Origin of the sequence: Nonomuraea sp. NPDC001636, from assembly GCF_040298265.1 — a bacterium.
Taxonomy (GTDB): Bacteria; Actinomycetota; Actinomycetes; order Streptosporangiales; family Streptosporangiaceae; genus Nonomuraea.
Genome location: NZ_JBEOZT010000001.1, coordinates 626,122 through 648,696 on the forward strand (window position 1 = coordinate 626,122; position 22,575 = coordinate 648,696).

Below are 22,575 nucleotides of genomic sequence, written 5' to 3' on the forward strand. Positions count from 1 at the left end.
TCACTACAGTGGACCCATGCTTGAACCACTCGCGCACATAGGACGAGATCCCCGCTCCGGCGGATACGTGAGAGACGCCTGGTCGGCCGCCGACATGGAGCTACGCGGGTGGTTCGCGGGCGAGGCCGCGCGCCGCGGGCTCGACCTGCGGGAAGACCGCAACGGCAACCTCTGGGCCTGGTGGGGCGACCCGTCGCGGCGGCCCGGCGTGGTCACCGGCAGCCACCTCGACTCCGTGCGCCACGGCGGGGCCTACGACGGCCCGCTCGGCGTGGTGTCCGCCTTCGCCGCCCTCGACCTGCTGCGCGAACGGCAGGTCACGCCGGGCCGGCCGCTCGGCGTCGCCTGCTTCACCGACGAGGAGGGGGCCAGGTTCGGCGTGCCGTGCATGGGCTCCCGGCTGCTCACCGGCGCCCTCACGCCGGAACGCGCGCTCGCGCTCACCGACGACGACGGCGACACGCTGGCCGACGTCATGACCCGGGCCGGCCGCAAGCCCGCGGACGTCGGCCACGACGCCGAGACCCTGGCCACCGTCGGCACGTTCGTCGAGCTCCACGTCGAGCAGGGCCGCGGCCTGGTGCACGAGGGCCGCCCGGTGGGCGTGGCCAGCGCCATCTGGCCGCACGGCCGGTGGCGGTTCGACTTCCACGGCAGGGCCGACCACGCGGGCACCACCCGGCTGGCCGACCGCGACGACCCGATGCTGCCCTTCGCCCGCCTGGTGCTGGCCGCCCGCGAGGCGGCCGAGCGGCACGACGTGGTGGCCACGGTCGGCAAGACCCGCGTCTCGCCCGGCAACGCCAACGCCGTCCCCGGCCTGGTCACGGCCTGGCTGGACGCCCGAGGCCCGGCCGAGCCCGCGGTCCGCGCCCTGGTCGAGGAGCTGTCCGCGGGGGCCGGCGCCGACGTGCGCGAGGAGTCGTGGACCCCCGAGGTCGCCTTCGGCGCGGCGCTGAGGGACCGGCTGGCCCGCGTGGCGGGCGGCGACACGCCCGCGCCGATCCTGCCGACCGGAGCGGGCCACGACGCCGGAATCCTGGCCACGGCGGGCGTCCCGAGCGCGATGTTGTTCGTACGCAACCCCACCGGCGTGTCCCATTCCCCCGAGGAGCACGCCGACCAGGCAGACTGCCATGCGGGAGTGGTGGCACTCGCGGACGTGCTGGAGGATCTGTGTCGCTGACCTACTGGTGCGAGCAGGCCTGGTTGCCCGACGGGGTCGCCCACGGCGTCCTCATCGAGGTCGAGGGCGCCCGGATCGCCCGGATCGGACGGGGTGAGCCCGGCTCGGCCGAGCGGCTGCCCGGCCTGACCATCCCCGGCCTGGCCAACGCCCATTCCCACGCCTTCCACCGGGCCCTGCGCGGCGCCACCCAGCGCGGCAAGGGCGACTTCTGGACCTGGCGCGACCAGATGTACGAGGTCGCGGGCAAGCTCGACCCCGACACCTACTTCCAGCTCGCCAGGGCCGTCTACGCCGAGATGGCGCTGGCCGGGGTCACCTGCGTGGGCGAGTTCCACTACCTGCACCACGGTCCCGGCGGCCGCCCGTACGAGGACAGGAACGTGATGAGCCACGCGCTCGTCCAGGCCGCGCGCGAGGCCGGGCTGCGCATCACGCTGCTCGACACCTGCTACCTGTCCGGCGGCATCGGCGTGCCGCTGTCGGGCACGCAGCTGCGCTTCAGCGACGGCAGCGCCGACGGCTGGGCGGCCAGGGCCGACGAGCTGGCCGCCGCCTACGAGGGGCAGCACGACGTGGAGATCGGGGCCGCCGTCCACTCGGTGCGCGCGGTGCCGCCGGACCAGATGCCGGTGGTGGCGGAGTTCTCCCACCGGCACGGCGCCCCGCTGCACGCGCACGTCTCCGAGCAGCGCGCCGAGAACGCCGCCTGCGCCGAGACGTACGCCGCCACGCCGGTCCAGATCCTGCACGAGCGCGGCGTGCTGGGCCCGCGCTCGACCGCGGTGCACGCCACCCATCTGACCGACTCCGACGTGGAGCTGCTCGGCCAGTCGGGCACGTACATCTGCATGTGCCCCACCACCGAGCGCGACCTCGCCGACGGCGTCGGCCCGGCCAGGGCGGCGGCCGACCGCGGCACCCCGATCACGCTCGGCTCCGACGGCCACGCCGTGATCGACCTGTTCGAGGAGGCCCGCGCGGTCGAGCTGGACGAGCGGCTGACCAGCGAGCGGCGCGGCCACTGGAGCGCCGCCGACCTGCTCACCGCCGCCACCGGCGCCGGGCACACCTCGCTCGGCTTCGCCGACGCCGGCCGGCTCATCCCCGGGGCGTGGGCCGACCTGGTGTCGGTCCGGCTCGACTCGGTGCGCACGGCGGGCATCGGCGGGCTGGAGGCCGTGGTGTTCGCGGCCACGGCCTCCGACGTGCACTCCGTGGTCTCCGGCGGCCGCAGGGTGGTCGCGCAGGGCCGTCACGAGCTGGGCGACGTCGGGCACATGCTCTCCGAGGCGATAGGAAAGGTGCGATGACCACCACGCTGATCGACGGGATCGGGCTGCTCTACACCGGCGACCCCGAGCGCGAGGAGATCACCGACGCGGCGCTGGTCGTCGAGGACGGCCTGGTGGCCTGGGTCGGCCCCGCCGCCCAGGCGCCCGACGCCGACGAGCGCCTGCACGCCGGCGGCCGGGCCGTGCTGCCCGGGTTCGTGGACAGCCACGCCCACCTGGTGTTCGCCGGCGACCGCACGGCCGAGTTCCAGGCCCGCATGTCGGGGCAGCCGTACACCGGCGGGGGCATCAGGACGACCGTCGCCGCCACCCGCGCGGCGAGCGACGCCGACCTGGCCACGCACGCCCGCGCCCTGGTGGAGGAGATGCTCGCCCAGGGCACCACCACCGTGGAGATCAAGAGCGGCTACGGCCTGTCCGCCGAGCACGAGCGCCGCTCGCTGGAGATCGCCACCACCCTCACCGACGAGACGACCTACCTGGGCGCGCACGTCGTCCCCGAGGGCGCCGACGCCGACGACTACGTCCGGCTGGTGACGGGCGAGATGCTCGACGCCTGCGCCCCCTACGCCAAATGGGTGGACGTCTTCTGCGAGCGCGGCGCGTTCGACGGCGACCAGACCAGGGAGATCCTGAACGCCGGGATCAAGGCCGGGCTGCAGCCGCGGGTGCACGCCAACCAGCTCACCGAGGGGCCCGGCGTGCGCATCGCCTGCGAGCTGGGCGCGGCCTCGGCCGACCACTGCACCCACCTGTCGGCGGCCGACGTCGACGCCCTCGCGTCGAGCGGGACGGTGGCGACGTTGCTGCCGGGAGCCGAGTTCTCCACGCGTTCGCCCTATCCCGACGCGCGGCGGCTCATCGACGCGGGCGTCACGGTCGCGCTGGCCACCGACTGCAACCCGGGCTCGTCGTTCACCTCGTCGATGCCGTTCTGCGTGGCGCTGGCGGTGCGCGAGATGGGGATGACGCCGCTGGAGGCGGTGCGCGCGGCCACGTACGGCGGCGCCCGCGCGCTGCGCCGCACGGACGTGGGGTGGCTGCGTCGGGGAGCCCGCGCGGACCTGGTCGTGCTCGATGCCCCCTCCTACGTCCATCTGGCGTACCGACCCGGTGTTCCCCTTGTCCACCAGGTGTTTCAGGCCGGTCTCCTCCTTTAGGAGGACGTCCAAGACCCTCCCTCTGGCGTAGCTGTTTAGGGAATCTTTGCTTCCGGCCGGACGTTGGCCGGATATAGGACGCAGCTGCGGAACGAGGTGCCAGGGGATGGCAAGGCCTACGGGGAGTCGCACGCAGGAGCAGCACGTCGCTGACCGCGACCTGCTGGGGACGTATCTGGCCGAGATCGGCCGGGTCCCGCTGCTCACGGCGGAGGAAGAGGTGGAGCTCGCCAAACGCATCGAGGCGGGCCTGTTCGCCGAGCAGCTTCTTGACAGCGGAGGCTCCGAGCCGCGGATCGGGGACGCGGCGGACGAGGAGCTGGAGCGCCTGGCCGTCTCCGGCCAGCGCGCGAAGGACGAGTTCATCCAGGCCAACCTGCGCCTCGTGGTGGCGGTGGCCCGGAAGTACTCGGGCCGGGGGATGCCGCTCATCGACCTGGTCCAGGAGGGGAACCTGGGCCTGGTTCGAGCGGTCGAGAAGTTCGACTACCGCCGGGGGTACAAGTTCTCCACCTACGCGACCTGGTGGATCAGGCAGTCGGTCGGACGGGCCATCCACGAGCAGGCCCGTCCGGTCCGGCTGCCGACGCACGCCGGCGAGCAGATGACCCGGCTGATGCGGGTGCGCCGCGACATGCTGGCCGAGTTCGACGCCGAGCCGACCGACGGCGACCTCGCCGAGATCCTCGACCTGCCGATCGAGCGGGTGCGCGAGCTGCGCCGCTGGGCGTCCGACCCGGTGTCGTTGCAGCTCGGCGTGGGTGACGAGGACGAGACCGAGCTCGGTGACATGATCGCCGACGAGACGTGGGCCGATCCCGAGCAGCAGGCCATCGACATCCTTGAGCGCGAGCGGCTCGACCAGTGGCTCACCGGCCTGGAGGGCGACACCAGCGAAATGCTGCGCTGGCGCTACGGGCTGGTCGACGGGCGCGAGCACACGCTGACCGAGGTGGGGGAGCGCTACGGCATCGGCCGCGACCGCGCCCGCCGCATCGAGCGCGACGCCCTGGCCCGGCTGCGCCGCATGGCCAACGCCGCCGCCTGACCTTTCTGCACGTTTTCGGCCCTGCCGCCCGGCTTCCGGGCGGCAGCGCCGTTTCCGGGGCCGTTTCCGGGGCCGTTTCCGGGGCCGTCTCCGGGGCCGTCTCCGGGCTCCGAGCGCCTGCTACGGCTTGAGCACGCGGCGCAGGAACTCCGCCACGGCGGCCTCCGCCGTCGCCGTGTCGCCGCCCCTGGCGACCAGCAGGGCGCTCTCGTTGACGGCCGCCAGCAGCATGTGGGCGTGCAGGTCGACGAAGTCGTCGGGGACCGCGCCGGTCGCCTGCAGGGCCGCCTTCAGCATGCCGAACGAGTACCGCTCCTCCATGGCCCGCCAGCTCTCCCAGCCCAGCACCGCGGGCGCGTCGATGAGCACGATGCGCCGGATCACCGGATCGCCCGCCAGCCTGACCCAGGCCAGCGCGCCCGCCAGGAGCGCCGCCGCCGGGTCGGCGATGCCGCGCACCGCCTTGGCGATCTTGACGCCGATGGCCGACTCCGTGGCCTCCAGCACCGCCTCGAACAGCGCGTCCTTGCCCGCGTAGTGGTGGTAGAGGGCCCCGCGGCTCAGCCCCGACTCCTGGAGCACGGTCTCGATCGACGTGTCGTCGTAGCCCCGCTCGGCGAACAGCCGCGTGGCGATGGCCAGGACCTTCTCGCGGGTGGCCGCGCCGCGCTCCGCCTTGAGGTTCATGCCCTCACTCTAGACAAACCGACCAACGGTCGGTAATTTCCTAGACCGACAGTCGGTCTGTAATCGAGAGGGAGCCGGCATGGACGGCATCAACTACGTGGACGTGGGCCAGGGCCCGGTGACCCTGTTCGTGCACGGTGTGGGCACCAGCTCGTACCTGTGGCGCAACGTCATCGCCGAGCTGCGCGACGAGCGCCGCTGCGTGGCCCTGGACCTGCCCGCGCACGGCGGCAGCGAGCCGCGCGCGGACCTGTCCATCCCCGCGCTGGCCGAGGCCGTGGAGGAGCTGTGCGCCGGGCTCGGCCTGGACGAGGTGGACCTCGTGGCCAACGATACCGGCGGCGCCGTCGCCCAGATCTTCGCGGTGCGCCACCCCCGACGTCTGCGCTCGCTCACCCTCACCAACTGCGACGTGCACACCAACACCCCGCCGGAGGCGTTCAAGGACACCGTGGAGCTGGCCGCCAGAGGCGAGCTGGCCGGGCTGGTGGCCGCCGTGCTGGACCACCCCGAGCTGCTGGCCGGAACCGCCCTGGGCGCCGGTTACGAGCACATCGACGACCCCGCCGAGCTGGTGGACGCCTACCTGCGCCCGATCCTGGCCAAGCCGGACGGCGGACGCGCCTTCGAACGCCTGCTGGCCTCGATCGACGCCGCGGACATGGTCGCCATCGAGCCGCAGCTCACCGTGCTCACCGTGCCGACGCTGGTCGTGTGGGGCACCGGCGACGTGTTCTTCGACGTGAGCTGGGCCCGCTGGCTGCGCGACACGATCCCCGGCGTGCGGGAGGTCGTCGAGATCGAGGGCGGGCGGCTGTTCTTCCCCGACGAGCGGGCCGCCGAGCTGGTCCCCCACCTGCGCCGCTTCTGGGGCCGGGCCTAGGCTCGCGATCATGCATGTCGAGACGTTGCGCCGCTATCCGGTGAAGTCGATGCTGGGTGAGGAGGTCGCCGAGAGCGAGGTGACCGAGCGCGGCCTGGCCGGCGACCGGGTCCGGGCGGTGCTCGACGTCGCCACGGGGAAGATCGCCAGCGCCAAGAACCCGCGGCTCTGGCGCGACCTGCTGACCGTCGAAGGCGCCCGCGCGCCGGGCGACGAGGAGCTGTCGAAGCTGCTCGGCCGCGAGGTCCGGCTGATCGACGTGCCCCCGGAGGGGGCCGAGCTGGAGCGGTCGGTGCCCGAGCGGGTGCTGGCCGAGGGCATCGAGGCGGAGGTGCCGTACACGGCAGGCACGCTCGGCGGGGCCTCGCCGGCGGGCACCTTCTTCGACTTCGCGCCCCTGCACCTGATCTCCACCTCGACGATCGGCCGCATCGGCGAGCTCAGCCCGCGGGGGCACGTCGAAGCCCTCCGCTACCGGCCCAACCTGATCATCAGGACGGAGGCGGCGGGCTTCGTGGAGAACGACTGGGTGGGGCGCGAGCTGCACGTCGGGGACGAGGTCGTGCTCCAGGTCATCGTGGCCAGCCCGCGCTGCGCGGTGCCGACGCTCGCCCACGGCGCGCTCGGCCGCGACACCGAGGCGCTGCGCGTGGTGGCCCGGCACAACCGGGTCCAGGTGCTGGAGGCCGGGCTCCAGGCGTGCGCGGGCGTCTACGCGCGGGTGCTGCGCCCCGGCCGGATCGCCCGGGGTGACCGGGTCAGGCCAGCGGGCTGAGGTACTTCTCCAGGTCGTCGAGGATCTTGCCTGCGGCGGTGACGCCGATGCCGGTCATCCAGATCTCGTCGTCCACGTCGTGGGCGTGGCCGGCCTGCACCGCGGCCAGGTTCTTCCACAGCGGGCCGCCGGTCACCGTGGCCTGCGACTTGGCGGCGGCCTCGCCGTAGGCGCTGTAGAAGACGGCGTCGCCGTCGGCCTTGGCGATGTTCTCCTGGCTCAGCTTGCCGAAGCGCTTGTCGTCCTGGTCGGCTAGGCGCTGGGCCTCGGGCCGCTGGACGCCGGCGTCGCCGACCACGATGCCGCTGAACGACTCGGGGCCGTACATGCGGATCTCGGTGGGCATGAAGCGCACGATGCTCACCGACAGCTTGCCGAACTTCCCGCCCAGCGCCTTGGCCCGCTGCTCGTAGGCCGACAGCAGGCCGGACGCCTGCTCCTTCTTGCCCAGGGCCTCGGCGTCCAGCAGGAAGTTCTCCTTCCAGGTGACGCCCACCTTCTCGGTGAACACGGTCGGCGCGATCTTGCTGAGCTTGTCGTAGAAGGCGGCCTGGCGGAACTTCGAGCCGAGGATGAGGTCCGGCTTGAGCGCCATGATCGCCTCGATGTTGGGCTGCTGGAGCGTGCCGACCGGCTTGGTGGCCGACAGCGCCGAGCCGAGGTACTCCGGCCAGGTCTGGTTCTCGCCCGCCTGGGCCGCGCCGATGGGGGCCATCCCCAGGGAGACCATCGTGTCCAGCTTGTCGGTGTCGAGCACGACGACCCGCTTGGGGGTCATCGGCACCTTGGTCTCGCCCATGGCGTGCTTGACGGTCCGGGTGGGGCCGGCGTCCTCCGTGCCGGTCGAGGTGCCGCAGGCGGCCAGGGCGAGGACGGGGAGCAGGGCCAGAAGCCGGAGACGCATGAGGGATTCCTTGATCTATTAGGTTAGGCAATCCTAAGTATCTCATGACCGGATCGGCGCGTGTGAAGGGGCCGAAACGTACCCGAAACACCGTGCCGACGAGATTCACCGGCGCGAAACATCGCAGGTCGAGCCACGAAACCCCGGCCGAACACGCTGTGGCAACACGTCACACGTAAGGAGGGTCGCGTCGTGAAGATCGATAGCGGCACCACAGCCTGGATGCTCGCGGCCACCGCGCTGGTGTTGCTGATGACTCCGGGTCTCGCGTTCTTCTACGGGGGCATGACCAGGGCCAAGAGCGTCCTGAACATGATGATGATGTCCTTCGGCGCCATCATCACGGTCACCGTGGCCTGGGTGCTGTTCGGGCACTCGCTCGCCTTCACCGACAACGGCAGCTCGCTGCTGAACAACGTCGTCGGCGGCTTCGACGCCCTGGGCCTGCAGAGCCTGGTGGAGACGGCCACCAAGGACGACGGCACCGGCATGCCGAGCCTGGTCTTCTCGGCCTTCCAGCTGACGTTCGCCATCATCACCGTCGCCCTGATCAGCGGCGCGATCGCGGACCGGGCGAAGTTCGGCGCGTGGATCCTGTTCAGCGTCATCTGGGCCACCGTGGTCTACTTCCCGGTCGCCCACTGGGTGTGGGGCACCGGCTGGCTCAACACCATGGGCATCGAGGACTTCGCCGGCGGAACCGTCGTCCACATCAACGCCGGCGCCGCGGCGCTGGCCCTGGCCCTCGTGATCGGCAAGCGCCAGGGCTGGCGCAAGGAGCCCATGCGGCCGCACAACCTCACGCTGGTCCTGCTCGGCGCCGGCCTGCTGTGGTTCGGCTGGTTCGGCTTCAATGCCGGCTCGGAGCTGGCCGTGGACGGCACCGCCGGGCTGGCGTTCATGAACACCCAGATCGCCACGGCGGTCGCCGCGGGGGCCTGGCTCGTCGTGGAGAAGCTGCGCGACGGCCACGCCACCAGCCTCGGCGTCGCCTCCGGCGCGGTCGCCGGCCTGGTCGCCATCACGCCGGCCTGCGGCTTCGTGGACCCGTGGGCCGCGATGGTCATCGGCCTGGTCGCCGGGGCCGTCTGCGCCTACGCCGTGGGCCTGAAGTACCGGCTGGGCTTCGACGACTCGCTCGACGTGGTCGGCGTGCACCTGGTCGGCGGCGTCATCGGCGCCGTCTCGCTCGGCTTCCTGGCCGCCTATCCCTTCCTCGACCAGCAGAGCAAGGGCCTGTTCTACGGTGGCGGCCTCGGCCAGCTCGGGCTGCAGGTGCTCGGCCCGGTCGCGATCGGCGGCTACTCGTTCGTCGCCACCTGGATCATCGGCAAGCTCATCGACAGGATGATGGGCTTCCGCATCTCCGCCGAGGACGAGCTCACCGGCATCGACGTCACCACGCACGCCGAGACCGGGTACGACCTCGGCACGGTCTACGCCTCCGGCGTGACCACCCCGAACGGTCCCCTCACCCCGGCACCGGCTCCCAAGAAGGTGGAGGCATGAGGCTCATCACCGCGATCATCAAGCCGTTCAAGCTCGACGACGTCAAGGCGGCGCTGGAGCAGTTCGGCATCAAGGGCATGACGGTCAGCGAGGCCAGCGGCTACGGCCGCCAGCGCGGCCACACCGAGGTCTACCGCGGCGCCGAGTACCAGGTGGACCTGGTGCCGAAGGTGCGCCTGGAGGTGCTGACCGAGGAGGACGACGCCGAGGACGTCATCGACGTCATCGTCAAGGCGGCGCACACCGGCAAGATCGGTGACGGCAAGGTCTGGTCCGTGCCCGTCGACACGGCCGTGCGCGTACGCACCGGAGAGCGAGGGCCGGAGGCCCTGTGAGAGGAGAGGCGCGCTCGTACGCCGCGGCCCGCAAGGAGCGGACCGCGGACACCGACCGCTGGCTCAAGGACCTCTTCAGGACGGCGAGCGACGGCGACCAGGTCTCCCTGGTCGCCGTCGGCAGCCTCGGCCGCGGCGAGCCGGCCCCCGGCAGCGACCTGGACCTGGTCCTGCTGCACGACGGGCGGGCCGACGTGGCGCGGATCGCGGACCGCATCTGGTACCCGATCTGGGACTCCAGCGTCGGCCTCGACCACTCCGTGCGGACCGTGGCGGAGGCCGTGGCCGTGGCCAGGCAGGACCTCAAGGCCGTGCTCGGCCTCATCCAGGCCAGGCACGTCGCCGGCGACCCCGAGCTGACCAGGAGGGCCAGGGAGGCGGTGCTGGCCGAGTGGCGGGCCGACTCGCGGCGCAGGCTGGGCGAGCTGCGCGCGTCGGCCGACCGGCGGGCCCAGGTCAGCGGCGAGCTGGCCTTCCTCCTCGAACCCGATCTCAAGGACGGCCGCGGCGGGCTGCGCGACGTCCAGGCGATGCAGGCCGTGGCGGCGGCGTGGGTCGCCTCGGCCCCGGGCCCGCGGGCCCGCGAGGCCCACGAGTTCATCCTCGACGTCCGGCACGCGCTGCACGTCGTCACCGCGCGCGGCGCCGACCGGCTGGTGCTCCAGGAGCAGGACGCGGTGGCCGGGCTGCTCGGCCTGCTGGACGCCGAGGCCCTCATGCGCCGGCTCGCCGAGGCGGGCCGGACCGTCTCCCACGCCTTCGACGCCACCTGGCGCACGGTTGACAGGCTGCTGTCAGGACCGGTCCCGCGCGGGCGCCGCCCGCTGGCCGACGGCGTGGTCGAGCACGGCGGCGAGGTGGTGCTGGCCAGGGGCGCCGACCCGCGCAAGGACCCCGTCCTGGTGCTGCGGGCCGCCGCCGCGGCGGCCGGCTCGGGGCTGCCGCTGGCGCCCGCCACGGTGTCCGTCCTGGCTGCTCAGTCGGCTCCGATGCCGGTGCCGTGGCCGGAGGAGGCGCGCGACGCGCTGGTTTCGATCCTCGGCGCCGGACGGGCCGCCGTGCCGGTGTGGGAGGAGCTCGACCAGGCGGGCGTGCTTGTCAAGCTGCTTCCTGACTGGGAGCGCGTACGGCACCGTCCGCAGCGCAACCCCATCCACCGCTTCACCGTCGACCGGCACCTGATCGAGGCCGCCGCGAACGCCGCCGGCCACGCCCGCGAGGTCTCCCGTCCCGACCTGCTGCTGATCGGCGCGCTCCTGCACGACATCGGCAAGGGCTGGCCGGGCGACCACTCGGCGACGGGCGAGGTCGTGGTCCGCGACATCGCCCGGCGCATGGGGCTGCCCGCCCGCGACGTCGAGACGCTGGCCACCGTCGTACGCCACCACCTGCTGCTGCCCGAGACCGCCACCCGCAGGGACCTCGACGACCCGGTCACGATCGAGAAGGTCGCCGCCACGGTCGGCTCCCGCGAGGTGCTCGACCTGCTGGCGGCGCTGGCCGTCGCCGACGGCAACGCGACCGGGCCGGCCGCCTGGAACGCCTGGAAGGCCGGGCTGGTCGCCGATCTCGTCCGCCGGGTCAGGTCCGTGTTGTCGGGCGCGCCGCCGCCCAAGGCGCCGTCGATCCCGCCCGAGCAGGCGGCGCTGGCCCGGCACGGGGGCGGCGCGGTGCGCGTCAACGGCGGGGCGGTCACCGTCGTCGCGCCCGACCGGGCCGGGCTGTTGTGGAGCGCCGCCGGGGTGCTGGCCGCCCACCGGATGGTCGTGCGCTCGGCGTCGGCCGCCTCGGCGGGCGGCACGGCGGTGATCGACTTCGCCGTCGTGCCCGAGTACGGCTCGCCGCCCGACCCCGCCACCCTGGAGGCCGACCTCCGTCTCGTCCTTGCCGGCCGTCTTGACATCGAGCAGCGGCTGGCCCGCCGGACCAGGTCCGTGCGGGCGCCGCGGGTACCTGTGGCTCCACCTCGGGTGACACTGGTCGACGACGCCTCCGCGACGGCCACCGTGGTCGAAGTCAGGGCCCATGACAGGCCGGGGCTCCTGTGGCGCATCGGACGGGCGTTCGGGGAGTGCGGTCTTGACGTGAGAGCCGCCCGCGTGGAGACTCTCGGCGCGGAGGCGGTGGACGTCTTCTATGTCGTGGACCGCGCCGGTCGCCCCCTCAGCGACAGCGCGCAGCGAGCTCAAGTCCGCGATCAGGTGCTGGCCGCACTGCGATAACCAACAGTGAACAACTGTCGGTCACATATGTAACGATTGTGTCCGAAATGCCTGTTAAGTCGGATGCTGCGGATACCTTGTGGACGGCTTGAACACCCGTCGTTGAACGGGACGATTGAGGGGTAGCGAAAGCAGTGATCACGGGGAACTCCGACAGCGGCCATGCCGCGAGGCGGGACCGCGGGAAGCGGTCGCTGCCTCGCCTCGGCCTGCGGAACTGGCGCGTGAGATGGCGTCTGACGGCGCTCATCCTCGTGCCCACCATCGCCGGCGTCGTGCTCGGGGGAGCACGTGTGGTCGGCTCGGTCCAGAGCATCGGCGACTACGACCGCACGGCCGCCGCGGCCGAGCAGGCCGGCCGGATCCGCGACCTGGTGCAGGCACTCGGCCTGGAGCGTGACACGGGGGGCTGGATCGGCGCCTACCCCAAGTTGCGCAAGTCGAAGGCCGGCGAACTCGCCGAGTACAAGGCCGCGGTGGACAAGCTGGTCACCAGCGTCCGCGCGGACCTCGACACCATGGACGAGTCCTACGGCGAACGCGTCGTCAAGGCCGCCGGCCAGGCCAAGTACGACCTCAACCGGCTGGCCAAGATCCGCGCCGAGGGCCAGGCCGACACCATCCGGTACGACTTCCTGACCGACACCCTGCTCAAGCTGCACGACGAGCTCGCGCTGCTGTCGGACGACTCCCAGATCATCGGCCACTTCCGCGCCCTGAGCGCGCTCGCGCAGGCCAAGGAGGAGATGTCCCGCCAGCGCGGGCAGCTGCTGAAGAACTCCTACAACGTCGAGCGCGTCGACGCCAAGGAGGTCGAGCGGTTCATCGCCTCCAACGCCCGCGAGCAGAGCGACATCGCCACCGTGGGCGCCGAGGCCGGCGTCGAGATCGGCCTGCAGCTGTCCAAGCTGCTGACCGGCAAGAACGAGTACGTCAACGTCCAGCTCACCAAGGCCCGCGCGGTCACCCTGGCCAGCGGCCGGGCCCCGGGCGTGCGCATCGCCGACAACCTGATCTCCTCCCGGTCCAACGCCCGCGAGCAGTGGTTCAACGACAACAAGGTCGCGATCGGCGTCCTGCACGAGATCGAGAAGGACCTCGCCGACAAGGTGAACCTGCGCAGCCAGGAGCTGCGCGAGGCCGAGATCCGCAACGCCATCATCGCCGGTGTGCTGATCCTTGCGCTGCTGCTGGTCGTGCTGCTGCTGACCGTGGCCATCGCCCGTTCGATGGTCGGCCCGCTGCGCCGGCTGCGCACGGAGGCCCTGGAGATCGCCGGTTTCCGGCTCCCCGACGTGGTCCGCCAGCTGCGCGTCTCGGGCGAGGCCAGCACCGAGGTGCGCCCGATCGAGGTCGAGGGCCAGGACGAGATCGGCGAGGTCGCGCGGGCCTTCGACCAGGTCCACCGCCAGGCCGTGCGCCTGGCCGGCGAGGAGGCCGAGCTCCGCAGCAACATCAGCTCGATGTTCGTCAACCTCTCCCGCCGCACCCAGACGCTGGTCGAGCGGCAGATCTCGCTGATCGACGGCCTGGAGAAGGGCGAGCAGGACGGCGGCCGCCTGGCCGACCTGTTCAAGCTCGACCACCTGGCCACCCGCATGCGCCGCAACTCCGAGAACCTGCTGGTCCTCGCCGGCCACGAGGCCACCCGCCGGCGCAGCCAGCCGGCCAAGCTGGTCGACGTCGTGCGCGCCGCGCTGTCGGAGGTCGAGGGTTACGAGCGGGTCCAGGTCAAGGTCCACCGGGCCACGTCCGTGCAGGGCAGCGCCGCCAACGACCTCGTCCACCTGGTGGCCGAGCTGGTCGAGAACGCGATCCAGTTCTCCCCGAGCAACTCCCAGGTCCTGGTCTCCAGCAGCCTCATCGAGGGCGGCGGCGCGCTGCTGTCGGTGAGCGACTCCGGCATCAGCATGACCGAGGAGGAGCTGGCCGAGGCCAACCGCCGCCTGGCCGAGCCGCCGGTCGTGGACGTGTCGGTCTCCCGCCGCATGGGCCTGTTCGTGGTCGGCCGCCTGGCGCTGCGCCACGGCATCCGGGTGCAGCTGCGCAAGGGCGAGGGCGAGGGCCTGATCGCCATGGTGCTGCTGCCGCCCACGCTGATCGCCGACAACATGCAGCAGCCGCTGCCGCAGCGCCCGGCGTTCGGCGGCGGGACCGTGCCGCCGCCCACGCCGAACGGCTCGTTCCGGTCGTTCGGCAGCTTCGACTCGGTCGAGGCGAACGGGGCCAGGCCGGCTCCGGGCGACCCGGCCAGGTTCGGCACCGGGCCGTCGGCGGCCCCGGCGTCCCCGGCGCCCTCGGCGCCCCCGGCGACCTTCGACAGCGCTCCCTCCGGGCCGCCGTCCTTCGACAACCCGCCGCCGCCTGTGCCCAGGCACGGGCTTGGGGCGTTCAACTCCGACCCGGGCCGTCCGGTCAACGGCTTCACGGCCGACACCGACGGCGGTTCCTACCGGCGGCAGCCGTCCTCGTTCGACTCCGGGGCCTACCCGTCGTTGTCGTCGGGCAACGGCTCGTTCCCGTCGTACCCGGCGAGCGGCGGGACGTTCCCGACGCCGCCGCCGTACGCGACGAACTACGGGACGAACGACGTACGCCGTCCCGATCCGGCGCCCTCGGTGGACGTCTCGCCGATGGAGCCGGAGCAGGAGGAGTTTCTGCCGATCTTCGCGTCGGTGGAGTCCGCGTGGTTCCGCAGGCCGCCGGGGGAGTCGGCGCCCGAGGCGTCCTCGTCCGGCGAGAACGGCGGTGAGGCGAGGCCCGCGCAAGCCGTACCCTCTGGGGAGGAAGCGTGGCAGACGGCCGCGGACGCCGGTTGGCGTGCGGCGGCCAAAGCCAGCGAGCCCAGCCTCGGCGGCGTGACCGCCGCGGGGCTCCCCAAGCGCACCCCCAAGGCCAATCTGGTCCCCGGCACGGCCAGCCAGCCCGCTCAGCAGCAGGCTCAGCAGTCGTCGCCGCCGGCGCCACCGGTCTCAGCCGACCGGATGCGCAGCCGCATGGCCAGCTTCCAGAAGGGTGTGCGACGGGGCCGCCAGGAAGTACGTGGACAGGAGGAACAGAGTGAGTAAGCGTCCCGCTGGGGAGGATGCGTGACAACGCTGAGCCATGAGGCGCACCGCTTCGACTGGCTGATCACCGACTTCGTGCGCAACACTCCGGGGGTCGCGCACGCCGTCGTCGTCTCGGCGGACGGCCTGTGCCTGGCCGCCTCCGAGGGTTTCCCGCCGGACCGGGCCGACCAGCTCGCGGCGGTCTCCGCCGGTCTGCTGAGCCTGACGGTGGGCGCGTCCAGGGTGTTCGAGGGCGGCGCGGTGTCGCAGACCGTCGTCGAGATGCAGCGCGGGCTGCTCCTGGTCATGGCGATCAGCGACGGCTCCGTGCTCACGGTGCTGGCGGGTCCTGATTGTGACATGGGGCTGGTGGCGTACCAGATGACGCTGCTGGTAGACAGGGCGGGACAGGCGCTCACGCCGGCCCTGCGCGCCGAACTCCAGGCCGCCAGGACCCGGTGATGTGATGGAACTGATGGGAGAGGGCCGTGTACGGCAGTGACGGGACCGGGGACGACGAGCCCCTGTTCCGTCCTTACGCGGTGACCGGCGGCCGTTCCGAGCCGCGGTATCACCTCGCGATGGAGACGCTGATCTCGTCGATGTCGATCCCGGACGACGAGATGGCCATGCTCACCCCCGAGCAGGAGGCCATCATGCAGCTCTGCAGGACGTTCCGGTCGGTCGCCGAGATCTCGGCCCTGCTCCGCGTCCCGCTGGGCGTGGCGAGAGTGCTAGTGGCGGACATGTCAGACGAAGGTCTCGTCCGCCTGCACCAGCCACGCCTCAGCCAGGGACAGCCAGACCTCAACATGCTCGAAAGGGTGCTCAGTGGACTTCGCAGGCTCTAGCCCCGGCCTCACTTCGACGAAGATCGTCGTCGCTGGTGGGTTCGGCGTCGGCAAGACGACGTTCGTGGGGGCGGTGTCCGAGATCCTCCCGCTCACCACGGAAGCGGTGATGACCGACGCGTCCGCGGGCATCGACGACCTCGGGTTGACGCCGAACAAGCAGACCACGACCGTCGCCATGGACTTCGGCCGGCTCTCGCTCGACCGCGACCTGATCCTGTACCTGTTCGGCACGCCCGGACAGCACCGGTTCTGGTTCATGTGGGACGACCTGGTCCGCGGCGCCATCGGCGCGGTCGTGCTGCTCGACACCCGCCGCCTGGCCGACAGCTTCCCCGCCATCGACTACTTCGAAGAGGCCAAGCTGCCGTTCGTGGTGGGCATCAACGGCTGGGACGGGCAGTTCCCGCACACCGACGACGAGGTGCGCGAGGCGCTGGCGCTGGGCTCGCACGTGCCGATCGTGCGCACCGACGCGCGCAACCGCGAGTCGGTCAAGACGACGCTGATCTCGCTGGTCGAGCACGTCGTACGGCTGCGCGCGGCCCCCGTCCGCTAGCCGCCGACCGCCCACGGGACGCTGTCCAGCGAGTTGAGCACGGGCACCAGCGCCCGCTCCTCGACGTCGAAGTGGCTCTCCAGCTCGGCGGCGACGCGTTCGATCGCCGCCGGGTCGCTCGCCGCGCGCAGCTCCTCGACCAGCGCCGCGATCACCTCGTGCTCGCGGCGCAGCCGGTCGAGCGCCTCCTTCAGCTCCGGGCGCGTGCCCTCCAGGTAGGGGAACGCCACCCGGTCCTCGCCGGAGTGGTGGAAGCTCAGCGCGTCGCAGAAGGTCAGGCAGTGTGCCCGCAGGTCGTCGGTGACGGCCCCGCCCGCGCGCAGCTTCGCCAGCTCGCCCCTGAACCAGTCGTGCACCTTGACCAGCTCGTCCCCGAAGGCCCGCACCCGCTCGTCCATGTCACTATCCTTTGCCCAGACGACGGCCAATTAGCTATGTGAACAAAGCTAATTTAGACAGCAAGGTATTGGCGATGTCAACCGACGGCTTGAGCGTGGACGAAGGCATCAGGACGCTGCTGCTCCTGATGCCGCGCATGGTGGGCCGGGCCAAGCGGCTCAAGGTGCCCGAGGCGCTGCGGTCGTTGTCGCTGGCCCCCCGGCACCTGTCGTTGCTGGCCTACCTGCTGTTCGACGGCCCGACGACGGTCAACGAGCTGGCCGGGCGCCTGGAGGTGGCGCCGGCCACCGTGAGCCTGATGGTGGGCGAGCTGAGCAGGAAGGGCGTGCTGGAGCGCCGCGAGGACGACGCCGACCGGCGCCGCACGATCGTCAGCATCGCCCCGGCCCACCAGGAGGCGATCACCGAATGGCTCGGCTACGGCGCCACGGCCTGGCGGGCCGCCCTCGACCCGCTCACGCCGCAGGAGCGGCAGACGTTCGTGCGCACGCTGCTGGCCTACGAGCAGGCGTTGTCAGCCCGCTGACCGGCTGTCGACCAGCACCTCGACGCCGTCGAGCACGCGCTGGAGGCCGAACTCGAAGGCGTGCTCGGGGCTGTAGGCGGCCTGCAGCGCCTCCCCGGCCGCCTGCCCGACGCGTGAGGCCGTGGGGAACATGGCGGGGTCGGAGATCCGGCTGAGGAAGGGCGCGTGCGCGGCCCACCACTGCATGTCCGTCATGCCGGTCTGGCTCTCGGCCTGCGCGGCCTCAACCGCGCCCCTCGCGGTGCCGTGCACGAAGCCGGTGACCAGCGTGATCACCGAGTCCATCTCCAGGTCGGTCAGGCCGATGCCGTCGACGGCGCGCAGCTCGTAGTCGTACTTGGCGGTGACGTTGGGGCCGAGGACCGGGCGGCTCGCGGCCACCTGGAGCAGCCACGGGTGGCGCAGGTAGAGGGCGAAGTTCTCGCGGGCGATCAGCTCCAGCCGGGCCCGCCAGCCGCCCGGCACGTCCTCGGGGCGGGCGGTCTCGCCGTAGACGGTGTCGAGCATGACGTCGAGCAGTTCGGGTTTGCCCGGCACGTACGTGTAGAGCGACATCGTGCCCACGCCCAGCTTCTCGGCCACCCGGCGCATGGACAGCGCCGCCAGCCCCTCGGCGTCGGCCACGTCGATGGCGGCGCGGACGATGCGCTCGACGCTCAGCTCCGGCTTGCCCTTGCGGCTGGCCCGTTCGCTCGTCCGCCACAGCAGCGCGAGGCTGCGGGCCGGGTCGCCTTTGCCCGGGTACTCAACAGTCACCCTCGTACGGTACACCGTACGGTTGCATGCCTCGATCGTATGTTGTACGGTACGCCGTACGATTCGATAGGGAGGTGGCCATGTCCGCAGTGCTCGCCCAGGGCCTGCGCAAGACCTACGGCTCGACGACGGCGCTCGACGGCATCGATCTCGACGTGCCCGCCGGCACCGTCTACGGCCTGCTCGGGCCCAACGGCGCCGGGAAGACCACCGCCGTCCGCATCCTCACCACGCTCCTTCGCCCCTCGGCTGGCCGGGCGGAGGTGGCCGGGTTCGACGTGACGGCCGAGCCCCGCCGGGTCCGCGCCGCCATCGGCCTGGTCGGCCAGCAGACGGCCGTGGACGAGGTCCTGACCGGCCGGCAGAACCTGGAGCTGTTCGGCCGCCTCCACCACCTGAGCGCGCCGGCCGCCCGCGCCCGGGCCGCCGAGCTGCTGGAGCGCTTCGGCCTGACCGGGCACGACGGCCCGGCCAAGGAGCTGTCCGGCGGCCTGCGCAGGCGGCTCGACCTGGCCGCGAGCATGATCCTGGCGCCGCCCGTGCTCTTCCTCGACGAGCCCACCACCGGCCTCGACCCGCGCAGCCGCGCCGGGATCTGGAACGCGGTGCGCGAGCTGGTCGCGGGCGGCACGACCGTGCTGCTGACCACCCAGTACCTGGAGGAGGCCGACCAGCTGGCCGACCGCGTCGCGGTGATCGACTCCGGCCGGCTGGTGGCCGAGGGCACGCCGGAGGAGCTGAAGTCCAAGCTCGGCGGCGACCGGCTGGACGTGATGATCAACGACCTGGCGCGGCTCGACGAGGCGGCAGCGATCCTCTCGGCGGCCGCCGCGGGCCCGGTCGAGATCGACCGGGACACCCGGCACGTCAGCGCCCCCGTGGCGGACCGGGTGGGCGCGCTCACCCGCGTCCTGCCCGCGCTGGCGGCGGCCGGCATCGAGGCCGCCGACGTCACGCTGCGCCGGCCGACCCTCGACGAGGTCTTCCTGAACCTGACGACCGCGGGAGGCGATCGATGACCGCACTCAGATGGGCGCTGGCCGACGGCTGGACCGTCGCCCGCCGCGACCTGATCCACTGGGCCAACCAGCCCATGACGGTGGTCTTCGGGGTGCTCTTCCCCGTGGTGATCACCCTGGCCTTCGGCTACCTGTTCGGCGGCGCGGTCGAGGTGCCCGCGGGCGCCGGCTACTTCGCCTTCCTCATGCCCGGCATGTACGGCATGACGATGCTCTTCGGCCTGAGCTCCACCATGATGGCCGTGTCCTCCGACGTCGCCAAGGGCGTCACCGACCGGTTCCGGTCGATGCCCATGGCGCCCTCGGCCGTGCTGATCGGGCGGGCCGTGGCCGACCTGCTCAACTCGGTCCTGATCCTGGGCGGGCTGCTGCTGTGCGGCCTGGCGGTGGGCTGGCGGCCCGCCTCGGCCGGGGGCGCGCTGGGCGCGATCGGCCTGCTGCTGCTCCTGCGCTTCGCCCTGCTGTGGGCGGGCATGTACCTCGGCCTGCTCACCCGCGAGCCGGGCGCGGTGGTCGCCATCCAGACGCTGGAGTTCCCGATCGGCTTCCTGTCCAACGCCTTCGTCGCGCCCGGCACCATGCCCGGCTGGCTGGGCGCGATCTCGGAGTGGAACCCGCTCTCCTCCACGGTCGCCGCCGCCAGGCAGCTGTTCGGCAACCCGGGCTGGGGCGGCGACTCGTGGGTGGCCCAGCACGCCGTGACGATGGCGGTGCTGTGGCCGGTGGCGATCACCGTCGTCTTCTTCGTCCTGTCCGTCCGCCTGTACCAGCGCCTGGACCGTTAGACCGGCTCAGGCGTGCCGGTGGAAGGCCGTGGTGTCGGGGGCGAGGGGGGTGTTGCCGAGGATCAGGTCCGCGGACTTCTCGGCGAGCATCATGACCGGGGCGTAGATGTTGCCGTTGGTGACGTACGGCATGGCGGAGGCGTCCACGACGCGCAGGCCGTCCAGGCCGTGCACGCGCATGGTGGCGGGGTCGACCACGGCCAGGTCGTCCACGCCCATCTTGCAGGTGCACGACGGGTGCAGGGCGGTCTCGCCGTCCTTGGCCACCCAGGCCAGGATCTCCTCGTCGGTCCTGACGTCCGGGCCGGGGGAGATCTCGCCGCCGTCCAGGCCGGCCCAGGCGGGCTGGGACAGGATGGCGCGGGCGTGCCTGATCGCCTCCACCCACTCGCGGCGGTCCTGCTCGGTGGAGAGGTAGTTGAAGCGCAGCGCGGGCTTGTCGCGGGGGTCGGCCGACCTGATCCGCACCGAGCCGCGGGCGTCGGAGTACATCGGGCCGATGTGCACCTGGTAGCCGTGGCCGCCGGCCGGCGCCGAGCCGTCGTAGCGCACGGCGATCGGCAGGAAGTGGAACATCAGGTTCGGGTACGCGACGTCGTCGTTGGAGCGGATGAACCCGCCCGCCTCGAAGTGGTTCGTGGCGCCGGGGCCGCGCCGCAGGAACAGCCAGTCGGCGCCGATGAACGGCCGCCGCCACATCGCCAGCGACGGCTGCTGGGAGACCGGCTGCGTGCAGGCGTGCTGGACGTAGACCTCCAGGTGGTCCTGGAGGTTCTCGCCGACGCCCGGCAGGTCGTGCACCACCCGGACGCCCACGGACTCCAGGAGCGCCTTCGGCCCGACCCCGGACAGCTGGAGGAGCTGCGGGGTGTTGATCGCGCCGCCGCACAGGACGACCTCGCGCGCCTCGATGCGCTCGCCGCCGCACTGGACGCCCACCGCCCGCGTCCCCTCGAAGAGCACCTTCTCCACGTGGGCCCGCGTCCTGACCGTGAGGTTGGGACGGCGGCGCACCGGATGCAGGTACGCGCGGGCCGCGCTGAGCCGGCGGCCCCGGTGGACGTTGCGGTCGAAGGCGGCGAAGCCCTCCTGGCGGTAGCCGTTCACGTCGTCGGTGAGGGGATGGCCGGCCTGCTGGACGGCCTCGAAGAACGCCTCGAACAGCGGGCCGCGGGCCGGGCCGCGCTCCAGCTTCAGCGGGCCGTCGTCGCCGCGGAAGGGCGAGCCGGGGTCGGCCAGGCAGTTCTCCATGCGCCTGAAGTAGGGCAGGCAGTGGGCGTAGTCCCAGGTCTCCATGCCGGGATCGGCGGCCCAGCGCTCGTAGTCGAGCGGGTTGCCGCGCTGGAAGATCATCCCGTTGATGCTGCTGGAGCCGCCCAGCACCTTGCCGCGCGCGTGGTAGATGTGCCGGTTGTTCATGTGCGGCTCGGGCTCGGACTCGTACTTCCAGTCGTAGAACCGGCTGCCGATGGGGAACATCAGCGCGGCCGGCATGTGGATGAAGACGTCCCAGAGGTAGTCCGGCCGACCGGCCTCCAGCACCAGCACGGACACCGACGGGTCGGCGCTCAGCCGGTTGGCCAGGGCGCAGCCGGCCGAGCCGCCGCCCACGATGACGAAGTCGAAGCTCAACGCGGGATCCAGTCCTTCCACACGATCTTGTTCTCCTCCACCCACTGCCGGGCGGCCTGCTCGGCGGACTTCTTGCCGTTGATCATCTCGGCGGCCACGGCGTTCTGGTTGTCGTTGGTCCAGGTGAAGTTGCGCACCAGCTCGTACGCCTTCCCGCCGCGCTCGGCGAACCGCCTGCTGACGATCTTGTCCAGCAGGTACGGCGGGTAGTCGCAGGCCACCTTGGCGGGCACGTCGTCGCAGCCGACCGCGTACGGGGGCAGGTTGACCTTGACCAGTTTGACCTTGGTGAACAGCCATTGCGGCTCGTAGAAATACATCAGCAGGGGCGTGCGGGTGCGCGCCGCCGTCTGCGCGGCCTTGATCAGCGCGTCCTCGCTGCCGGAGTAGACGACCTTGTAATCGAGGCCGAGGTTCTTGATGAGAACCTCGTCGTTGGTGACGAATGTCGGGTCCCCGTCGAGTACCTGACCTAAATTTCCGGTTTTGGGGGTCCGGAATAGGTGTGCGTACTTGTTCAGGTTCCGATAGTCGGTTATGTCGGGATATTTCTTGGTCATCCACTCGGGGACGTACCAACCGATCACGCCTTTGTTGCCGGTGAGCCCCGCCGACAGCGCCACCTTCTTCTGCTCGATGTACTCCTTCTTCAGGTCGTTGTGTCCCCAGTTCTCGACGATCACGTCGACCTTGCCGGATTCGAAATCGCGCCAGGAATCGCTCTCGTTGTTCTTGCGCGTGTTGACCTTGTAACCCAGCTCGTGTTCGAGCAGGTAGGCCAGAACGGCGGCCTGGGCCTCGTACCCGACCCAGGCGTGCACGTCGATGTTGACCGTGCCCCTGGCGGCGACCCCGGTCTCGGGGGCGCCGCCGGAGCAGGACGTCAGGAGCAGGGCCGCGAGCAGCGGCCCGGCCAGCTTCTCGGTTCGCATCAGAGGTCTCCGCGACCGCGCCTCCTCCGTCCCCGCCGGCGCCCGGCCGGAGGGGACGCGGT

General features: G+C 71.8%; 22 protein-coding genes. 16 read left to right on the forward strand and 6 right to left on the reverse strand.

What is annotated here, in order from left to right; translation table 11 throughout:
- The first annotated feature begins 16 nt into the window (after positions 1–16).
- The 4 genes from ABT158_RS02915 (at position 17) to ABT158_RS02930 (ending at position 4,689) form a co-directional block, all read left to right on the forward strand.
- Positions 17–1,186: an allantoate amidohydrolase gene (locus tag ABT158_RS02915; RefSeq protein ID WP_352350210.1), complete on the forward strand. Its 1,170-nt coding sequence runs from the start codon at positions 17–19 to the stop codon at positions 1,184–1,186.
- Positions 1,177–2,499 (forward strand): formimidoylglutamate deiminase, encoded by a 1,323-nt coding sequence (locus ABT158_RS02920; protein WP_352326836.1) that lies wholly within the window; start codon positions 1,177–1,179, stop codon positions 2,497–2,499. The genes ABT158_RS02915 and ABT158_RS02920 overlap by 10 nt, the downstream gene beginning before the upstream one ends.
- Entirely contained in the window at positions 2,496–3,641 is a 1,146-nt protein-coding gene (gene hutI / locus ABT158_RS02925) for an imidazolonepropionase (protein ID WP_352350213.1), read from the forward strand. The genes ABT158_RS02920 and hutI overlap by 4 nt, the downstream gene beginning before the upstream one ends.
- A 106-nt stretch (positions 3,642–3,747) precedes the next feature.
- Positions 3,748–4,689, forward strand: a complete 942-nt coding sequence (locus ABT158_RS02930) for a sigma-70 family RNA polymerase sigma factor (protein WP_352350215.1) — start codon at positions 3,748–3,750, stop codon at positions 4,687–4,689.
- Between the two features lie 120 nt (positions 4,690–4,809).
- On the opposite strand, the gene ABT158_RS02935 is transcribed toward ABT158_RS02930, so the two are convergent.
- The gene (locus ABT158_RS02935) at positions 4,810–5,376 is read right to left on the reverse strand and encodes a TetR/AcrR family transcriptional regulator (protein ID WP_352350217.1); all 567 of its coding nucleotides are present in this window, start codon (positions 5,374–5,376) and stop codon (positions 4,810–4,812) included.
- Positions 5,377–5,455: 79 nt separating this feature from the next.
- Here ABT158_RS02935 and ABT158_RS02940 point away from each other — a divergent pair, with 79 nt between their 5' ends.
- On the forward strand, positions 5,456–6,259 hold the full coding sequence (locus ABT158_RS02940) for an alpha/beta fold hydrolase (protein WP_352350219.1): 804 nt from the start codon (positions 5,456–5,458) through the stop codon (positions 6,257–6,259).
- A 10-nt stretch (positions 6,260–6,269) separates the two neighbouring features.
- The gene (locus ABT158_RS02945; protein ID WP_352350221.1) at positions 6,270–7,034 is read left to right on the forward strand and encodes an MOSC domain-containing protein; all 765 of its coding nucleotides are present in this window, start codon (positions 6,270–6,272) and stop codon (positions 7,032–7,034) included.
- Here ABT158_RS02945 and ABT158_RS02950 read toward each other — a convergent pair.
- Entirely contained in the window at positions 7,018–7,938 is a 921-nt protein-coding gene (locus ABT158_RS02950; protein WP_352350223.1) for an ABC transporter substrate-binding protein, read from the reverse strand. The genes ABT158_RS02945 and ABT158_RS02950 overlap by 17 nt on opposite strands.
- A gap of 192 nt (positions 7,939–8,130) precedes the next feature.
- On the opposite strand from ABT158_RS02950, the gene ABT158_RS02955 reads away from it, so the two are divergent.
- The 7 genes from ABT158_RS02955 (at position 8,131) to ABT158_RS02985 (ending at position 16,464) form a co-directional block, all read left to right on the forward strand.
- Complete coding sequence (locus ABT158_RS02955) at positions 8,131–9,447, forward strand: ammonium transporter (RefSeq protein ID WP_352350225.1); 1,317 nt, start codon at positions 8,131–8,133, stop codon at positions 9,445–9,447.
- Positions 9,444–9,782 (forward strand): P-II family nitrogen regulator, encoded by a 339-nt coding sequence (locus ABT158_RS02960; RefSeq protein WP_352321406.1) that lies wholly within the window; start codon positions 9,444–9,446, stop codon positions 9,780–9,782. The genes ABT158_RS02955 and ABT158_RS02960 overlap by 4 nt, the downstream gene beginning before the upstream one ends.
- Positions 9,779–12,004, forward strand: a complete 2,226-nt coding sequence (locus ABT158_RS02965) for a [protein-PII] uridylyltransferase (RefSeq protein WP_352350227.1) — start codon at positions 9,779–9,781, stop codon at positions 12,002–12,004. Before ABT158_RS02960 ends, ABT158_RS02965 begins: the two co-directional genes overlap by 4 nt.
- A 224-nt stretch (positions 12,005–12,228) precedes the next feature.
- Positions 12,229–15,072 carry a sensor histidine kinase gene (locus ABT158_RS02970; protein WP_352350229.1) on the forward strand — a complete coding sequence of 948 codons (2,844 nt, stop codon included), beginning with the start codon at positions 12,229–12,231 and terminating at the stop codon, positions 15,070–15,072.
- Positions 15,073–15,093: 21 nt separating this feature from the next.
- On the forward strand, positions 15,094–15,516 hold the full coding sequence (locus tag ABT158_RS02975; RefSeq protein ID WP_185844483.1) for a roadblock/LC7 domain-containing protein: 423 nt from the start codon (positions 15,094–15,096) through the stop codon (positions 15,514–15,516).
- A 26-nt stretch (positions 15,517–15,542) separates the two neighbouring features.
- On the forward strand, positions 15,543–15,905 hold the full coding sequence (locus ABT158_RS02980) for a DUF742 domain-containing protein (RefSeq protein ID WP_125631446.1): 363 nt from the start codon (positions 15,543–15,545) through the stop codon (positions 15,903–15,905).
- A complete protein-coding gene (locus tag ABT158_RS02985; RefSeq protein WP_352321413.1) occupies positions 15,886–16,464 on the forward strand; it encodes a GTP-binding protein in 579 nt (192 codons plus the stop codon). Before ABT158_RS02980 ends, ABT158_RS02985 begins: the two co-directional genes overlap by 20 nt.
- Here ABT158_RS02985 and ABT158_RS02990 read toward each other — a convergent pair.
- A complete protein-coding gene (locus ABT158_RS02990) occupies positions 16,461–16,862 on the reverse strand; it encodes a hemerythrin domain-containing protein (protein WP_352350232.1) in 402 nt (133 codons plus the stop codon). The two genes, ABT158_RS02985 and ABT158_RS02990, sit on opposite strands and share 4 nt — an antisense overlap.
- Positions 16,863–16,936: 74 nt before the next feature.
- On the opposite strand from ABT158_RS02990, the gene ABT158_RS02995 reads away from it, so the two are divergent.
- Positions 16,937–17,389, forward strand: coding sequence for a MarR family winged helix-turn-helix transcriptional regulator (locus tag ABT158_RS02995; RefSeq protein WP_352350234.1), 453 nt, complete (start codon positions 16,937–16,939; stop codon positions 17,387–17,389).
- Here the strand turns inward: ABT158_RS02995 and ABT158_RS03000 are convergent.
- The gene (locus ABT158_RS03000; RefSeq protein ID WP_352350236.1) at positions 17,378–18,145 is read right to left on the reverse strand and encodes a TetR/AcrR family transcriptional regulator; all 768 of its coding nucleotides are present in this window, start codon (positions 18,143–18,145) and stop codon (positions 17,378–17,380) included. The two genes, ABT158_RS02995 and ABT158_RS03000, sit on opposite strands and share 12 nt — an antisense overlap.
- Before the next feature lie 80 nt (positions 18,146–18,225).
- Between ABT158_RS03000 and ABT158_RS03005 the strand changes: the two genes are divergently transcribed.
- Both ABT158_RS03005 and ABT158_RS03010 read left to right on the forward strand, forming a co-directional pair.
- Positions 18,226–19,164 carry an ATP-binding cassette domain-containing protein gene (locus tag ABT158_RS03005; RefSeq protein WP_352350238.1) on the forward strand — a complete coding sequence of 313 codons (939 nt, stop codon included), beginning with the start codon at positions 18,226–18,228 and terminating at the stop codon, positions 19,162–19,164.
- A complete protein-coding gene (locus ABT158_RS03010) occupies positions 19,161–19,949 on the forward strand; it encodes an ABC transporter permease (RefSeq protein WP_352350240.1) in 789 nt (262 codons plus the stop codon). Before ABT158_RS03005 ends, ABT158_RS03010 begins: the two co-directional genes overlap by 4 nt.
- A 6-nt stretch (positions 19,950–19,955) precedes the next feature.
- Here ABT158_RS03010 and betA read toward each other — a convergent pair whose 3' ends face one another.
- Together betA and ABT158_RS03020 are read right to left on the reverse strand one after the other, a co-directional pair.
- Positions 19,956–21,602, reverse strand: coding sequence for a choline dehydrogenase (gene betA, locus ABT158_RS03015; RefSeq protein WP_352350242.1), 1,647 nt, complete (start codon positions 21,600–21,602; stop codon positions 19,956–19,958).
- Positions 21,578–22,513 carry an ABC transporter substrate-binding protein gene (locus tag ABT158_RS03020; protein ID WP_352350244.1) on the reverse strand — a complete coding sequence of 312 codons (936 nt, stop codon included), beginning with the start codon at positions 22,511–22,513 and terminating at the stop codon, positions 21,578–21,580. Before ABT158_RS03020 ends, betA begins: the two co-directional genes overlap by 25 nt.
- Between the last annotated feature and the right edge of the window lie 62 nt (positions 22,514–22,575).

Bases quoted from the DNA above. Each gene is read 5' to 3' on its own strand.
- ABT158_RS02915 (WP_352350210.1), top strand. From the start codon at position 17: ATGCTTGAACCACTCGCGCACATAGGACGAGATCCCCGCTCCGGCGGA.
- hutI (WP_352350213.1), top strand. From the start codon at position 2,496: ATGACCACCACGCTGATCGACGGGATCGGGCTGCTCTACACCGGCGAC.
- ABT158_RS02930 (WP_352350215.1), top strand. From the start codon at position 3,748: ATGGCAAGGCCTACGGGGAGTCGCACGCAGGAGCAGCACGTCGCTGAC.
- ABT158_RS02935 (WP_352350217.1), bottom strand. From the start codon at position 5,376: ATGAACCTCAAGGCGGAGCGCGGCGCGGCCACCCGCGAGAAGGTCCTG.
- ABT158_RS02940 (WP_352350219.1), top strand. From the start codon at position 5,456: ATGGACGGCATCAACTACGTGGACGTGGGCCAGGGCCCGGTGACCCTG.
- ABT158_RS02945 (WP_352350221.1), top strand. From the start codon at position 6,270: ATGCATGTCGAGACGTTGCGCCGCTATCCGGTGAAGTCGATGCTGGGT.
- ABT158_RS02950 (WP_352350223.1), bottom strand. From the start codon at position 7,938: ATGCGTCTCCGGCTTCTGGCCCTGCTCCCCGTCCTCGCCCTGGCCGCC.
- ABT158_RS02960 (WP_352321406.1), top strand. From the start codon at position 9,444: ATGAGGCTCATCACCGCGATCATCAAGCCGTTCAAGCTCGACGACGTC.
- ABT158_RS02990 (WP_352350232.1), bottom strand. From the start codon at position 16,862: ATGGACGAGCGGGTGCGGGCCTTCGGGGACGAGCTGGTCAAGGTGCAC.
- ABT158_RS02995 (WP_352350234.1), top strand. From the start codon at position 16,937: ATGTCAACCGACGGCTTGAGCGTGGACGAAGGCATCAGGACGCTGCTG.
- ABT158_RS03005 (WP_352350238.1), top strand. From the start codon at position 18,226: ATGTCCGCAGTGCTCGCCCAGGGCCTGCGCAAGACCTACGGCTCGACG.
- ABT158_RS03010 (WP_352350240.1), top strand. From the start codon at position 19,161: ATGACCGCACTCAGATGGGCGCTGGCCGACGGCTGGACCGTCGCCCGC.
- ABT158_RS03020 (WP_352350244.1), bottom strand. From the start codon at position 22,513: ATGCGAACCGAGAAGCTGGCCGGGCCGCTGCTCGCGGCCCTGCTCCTG.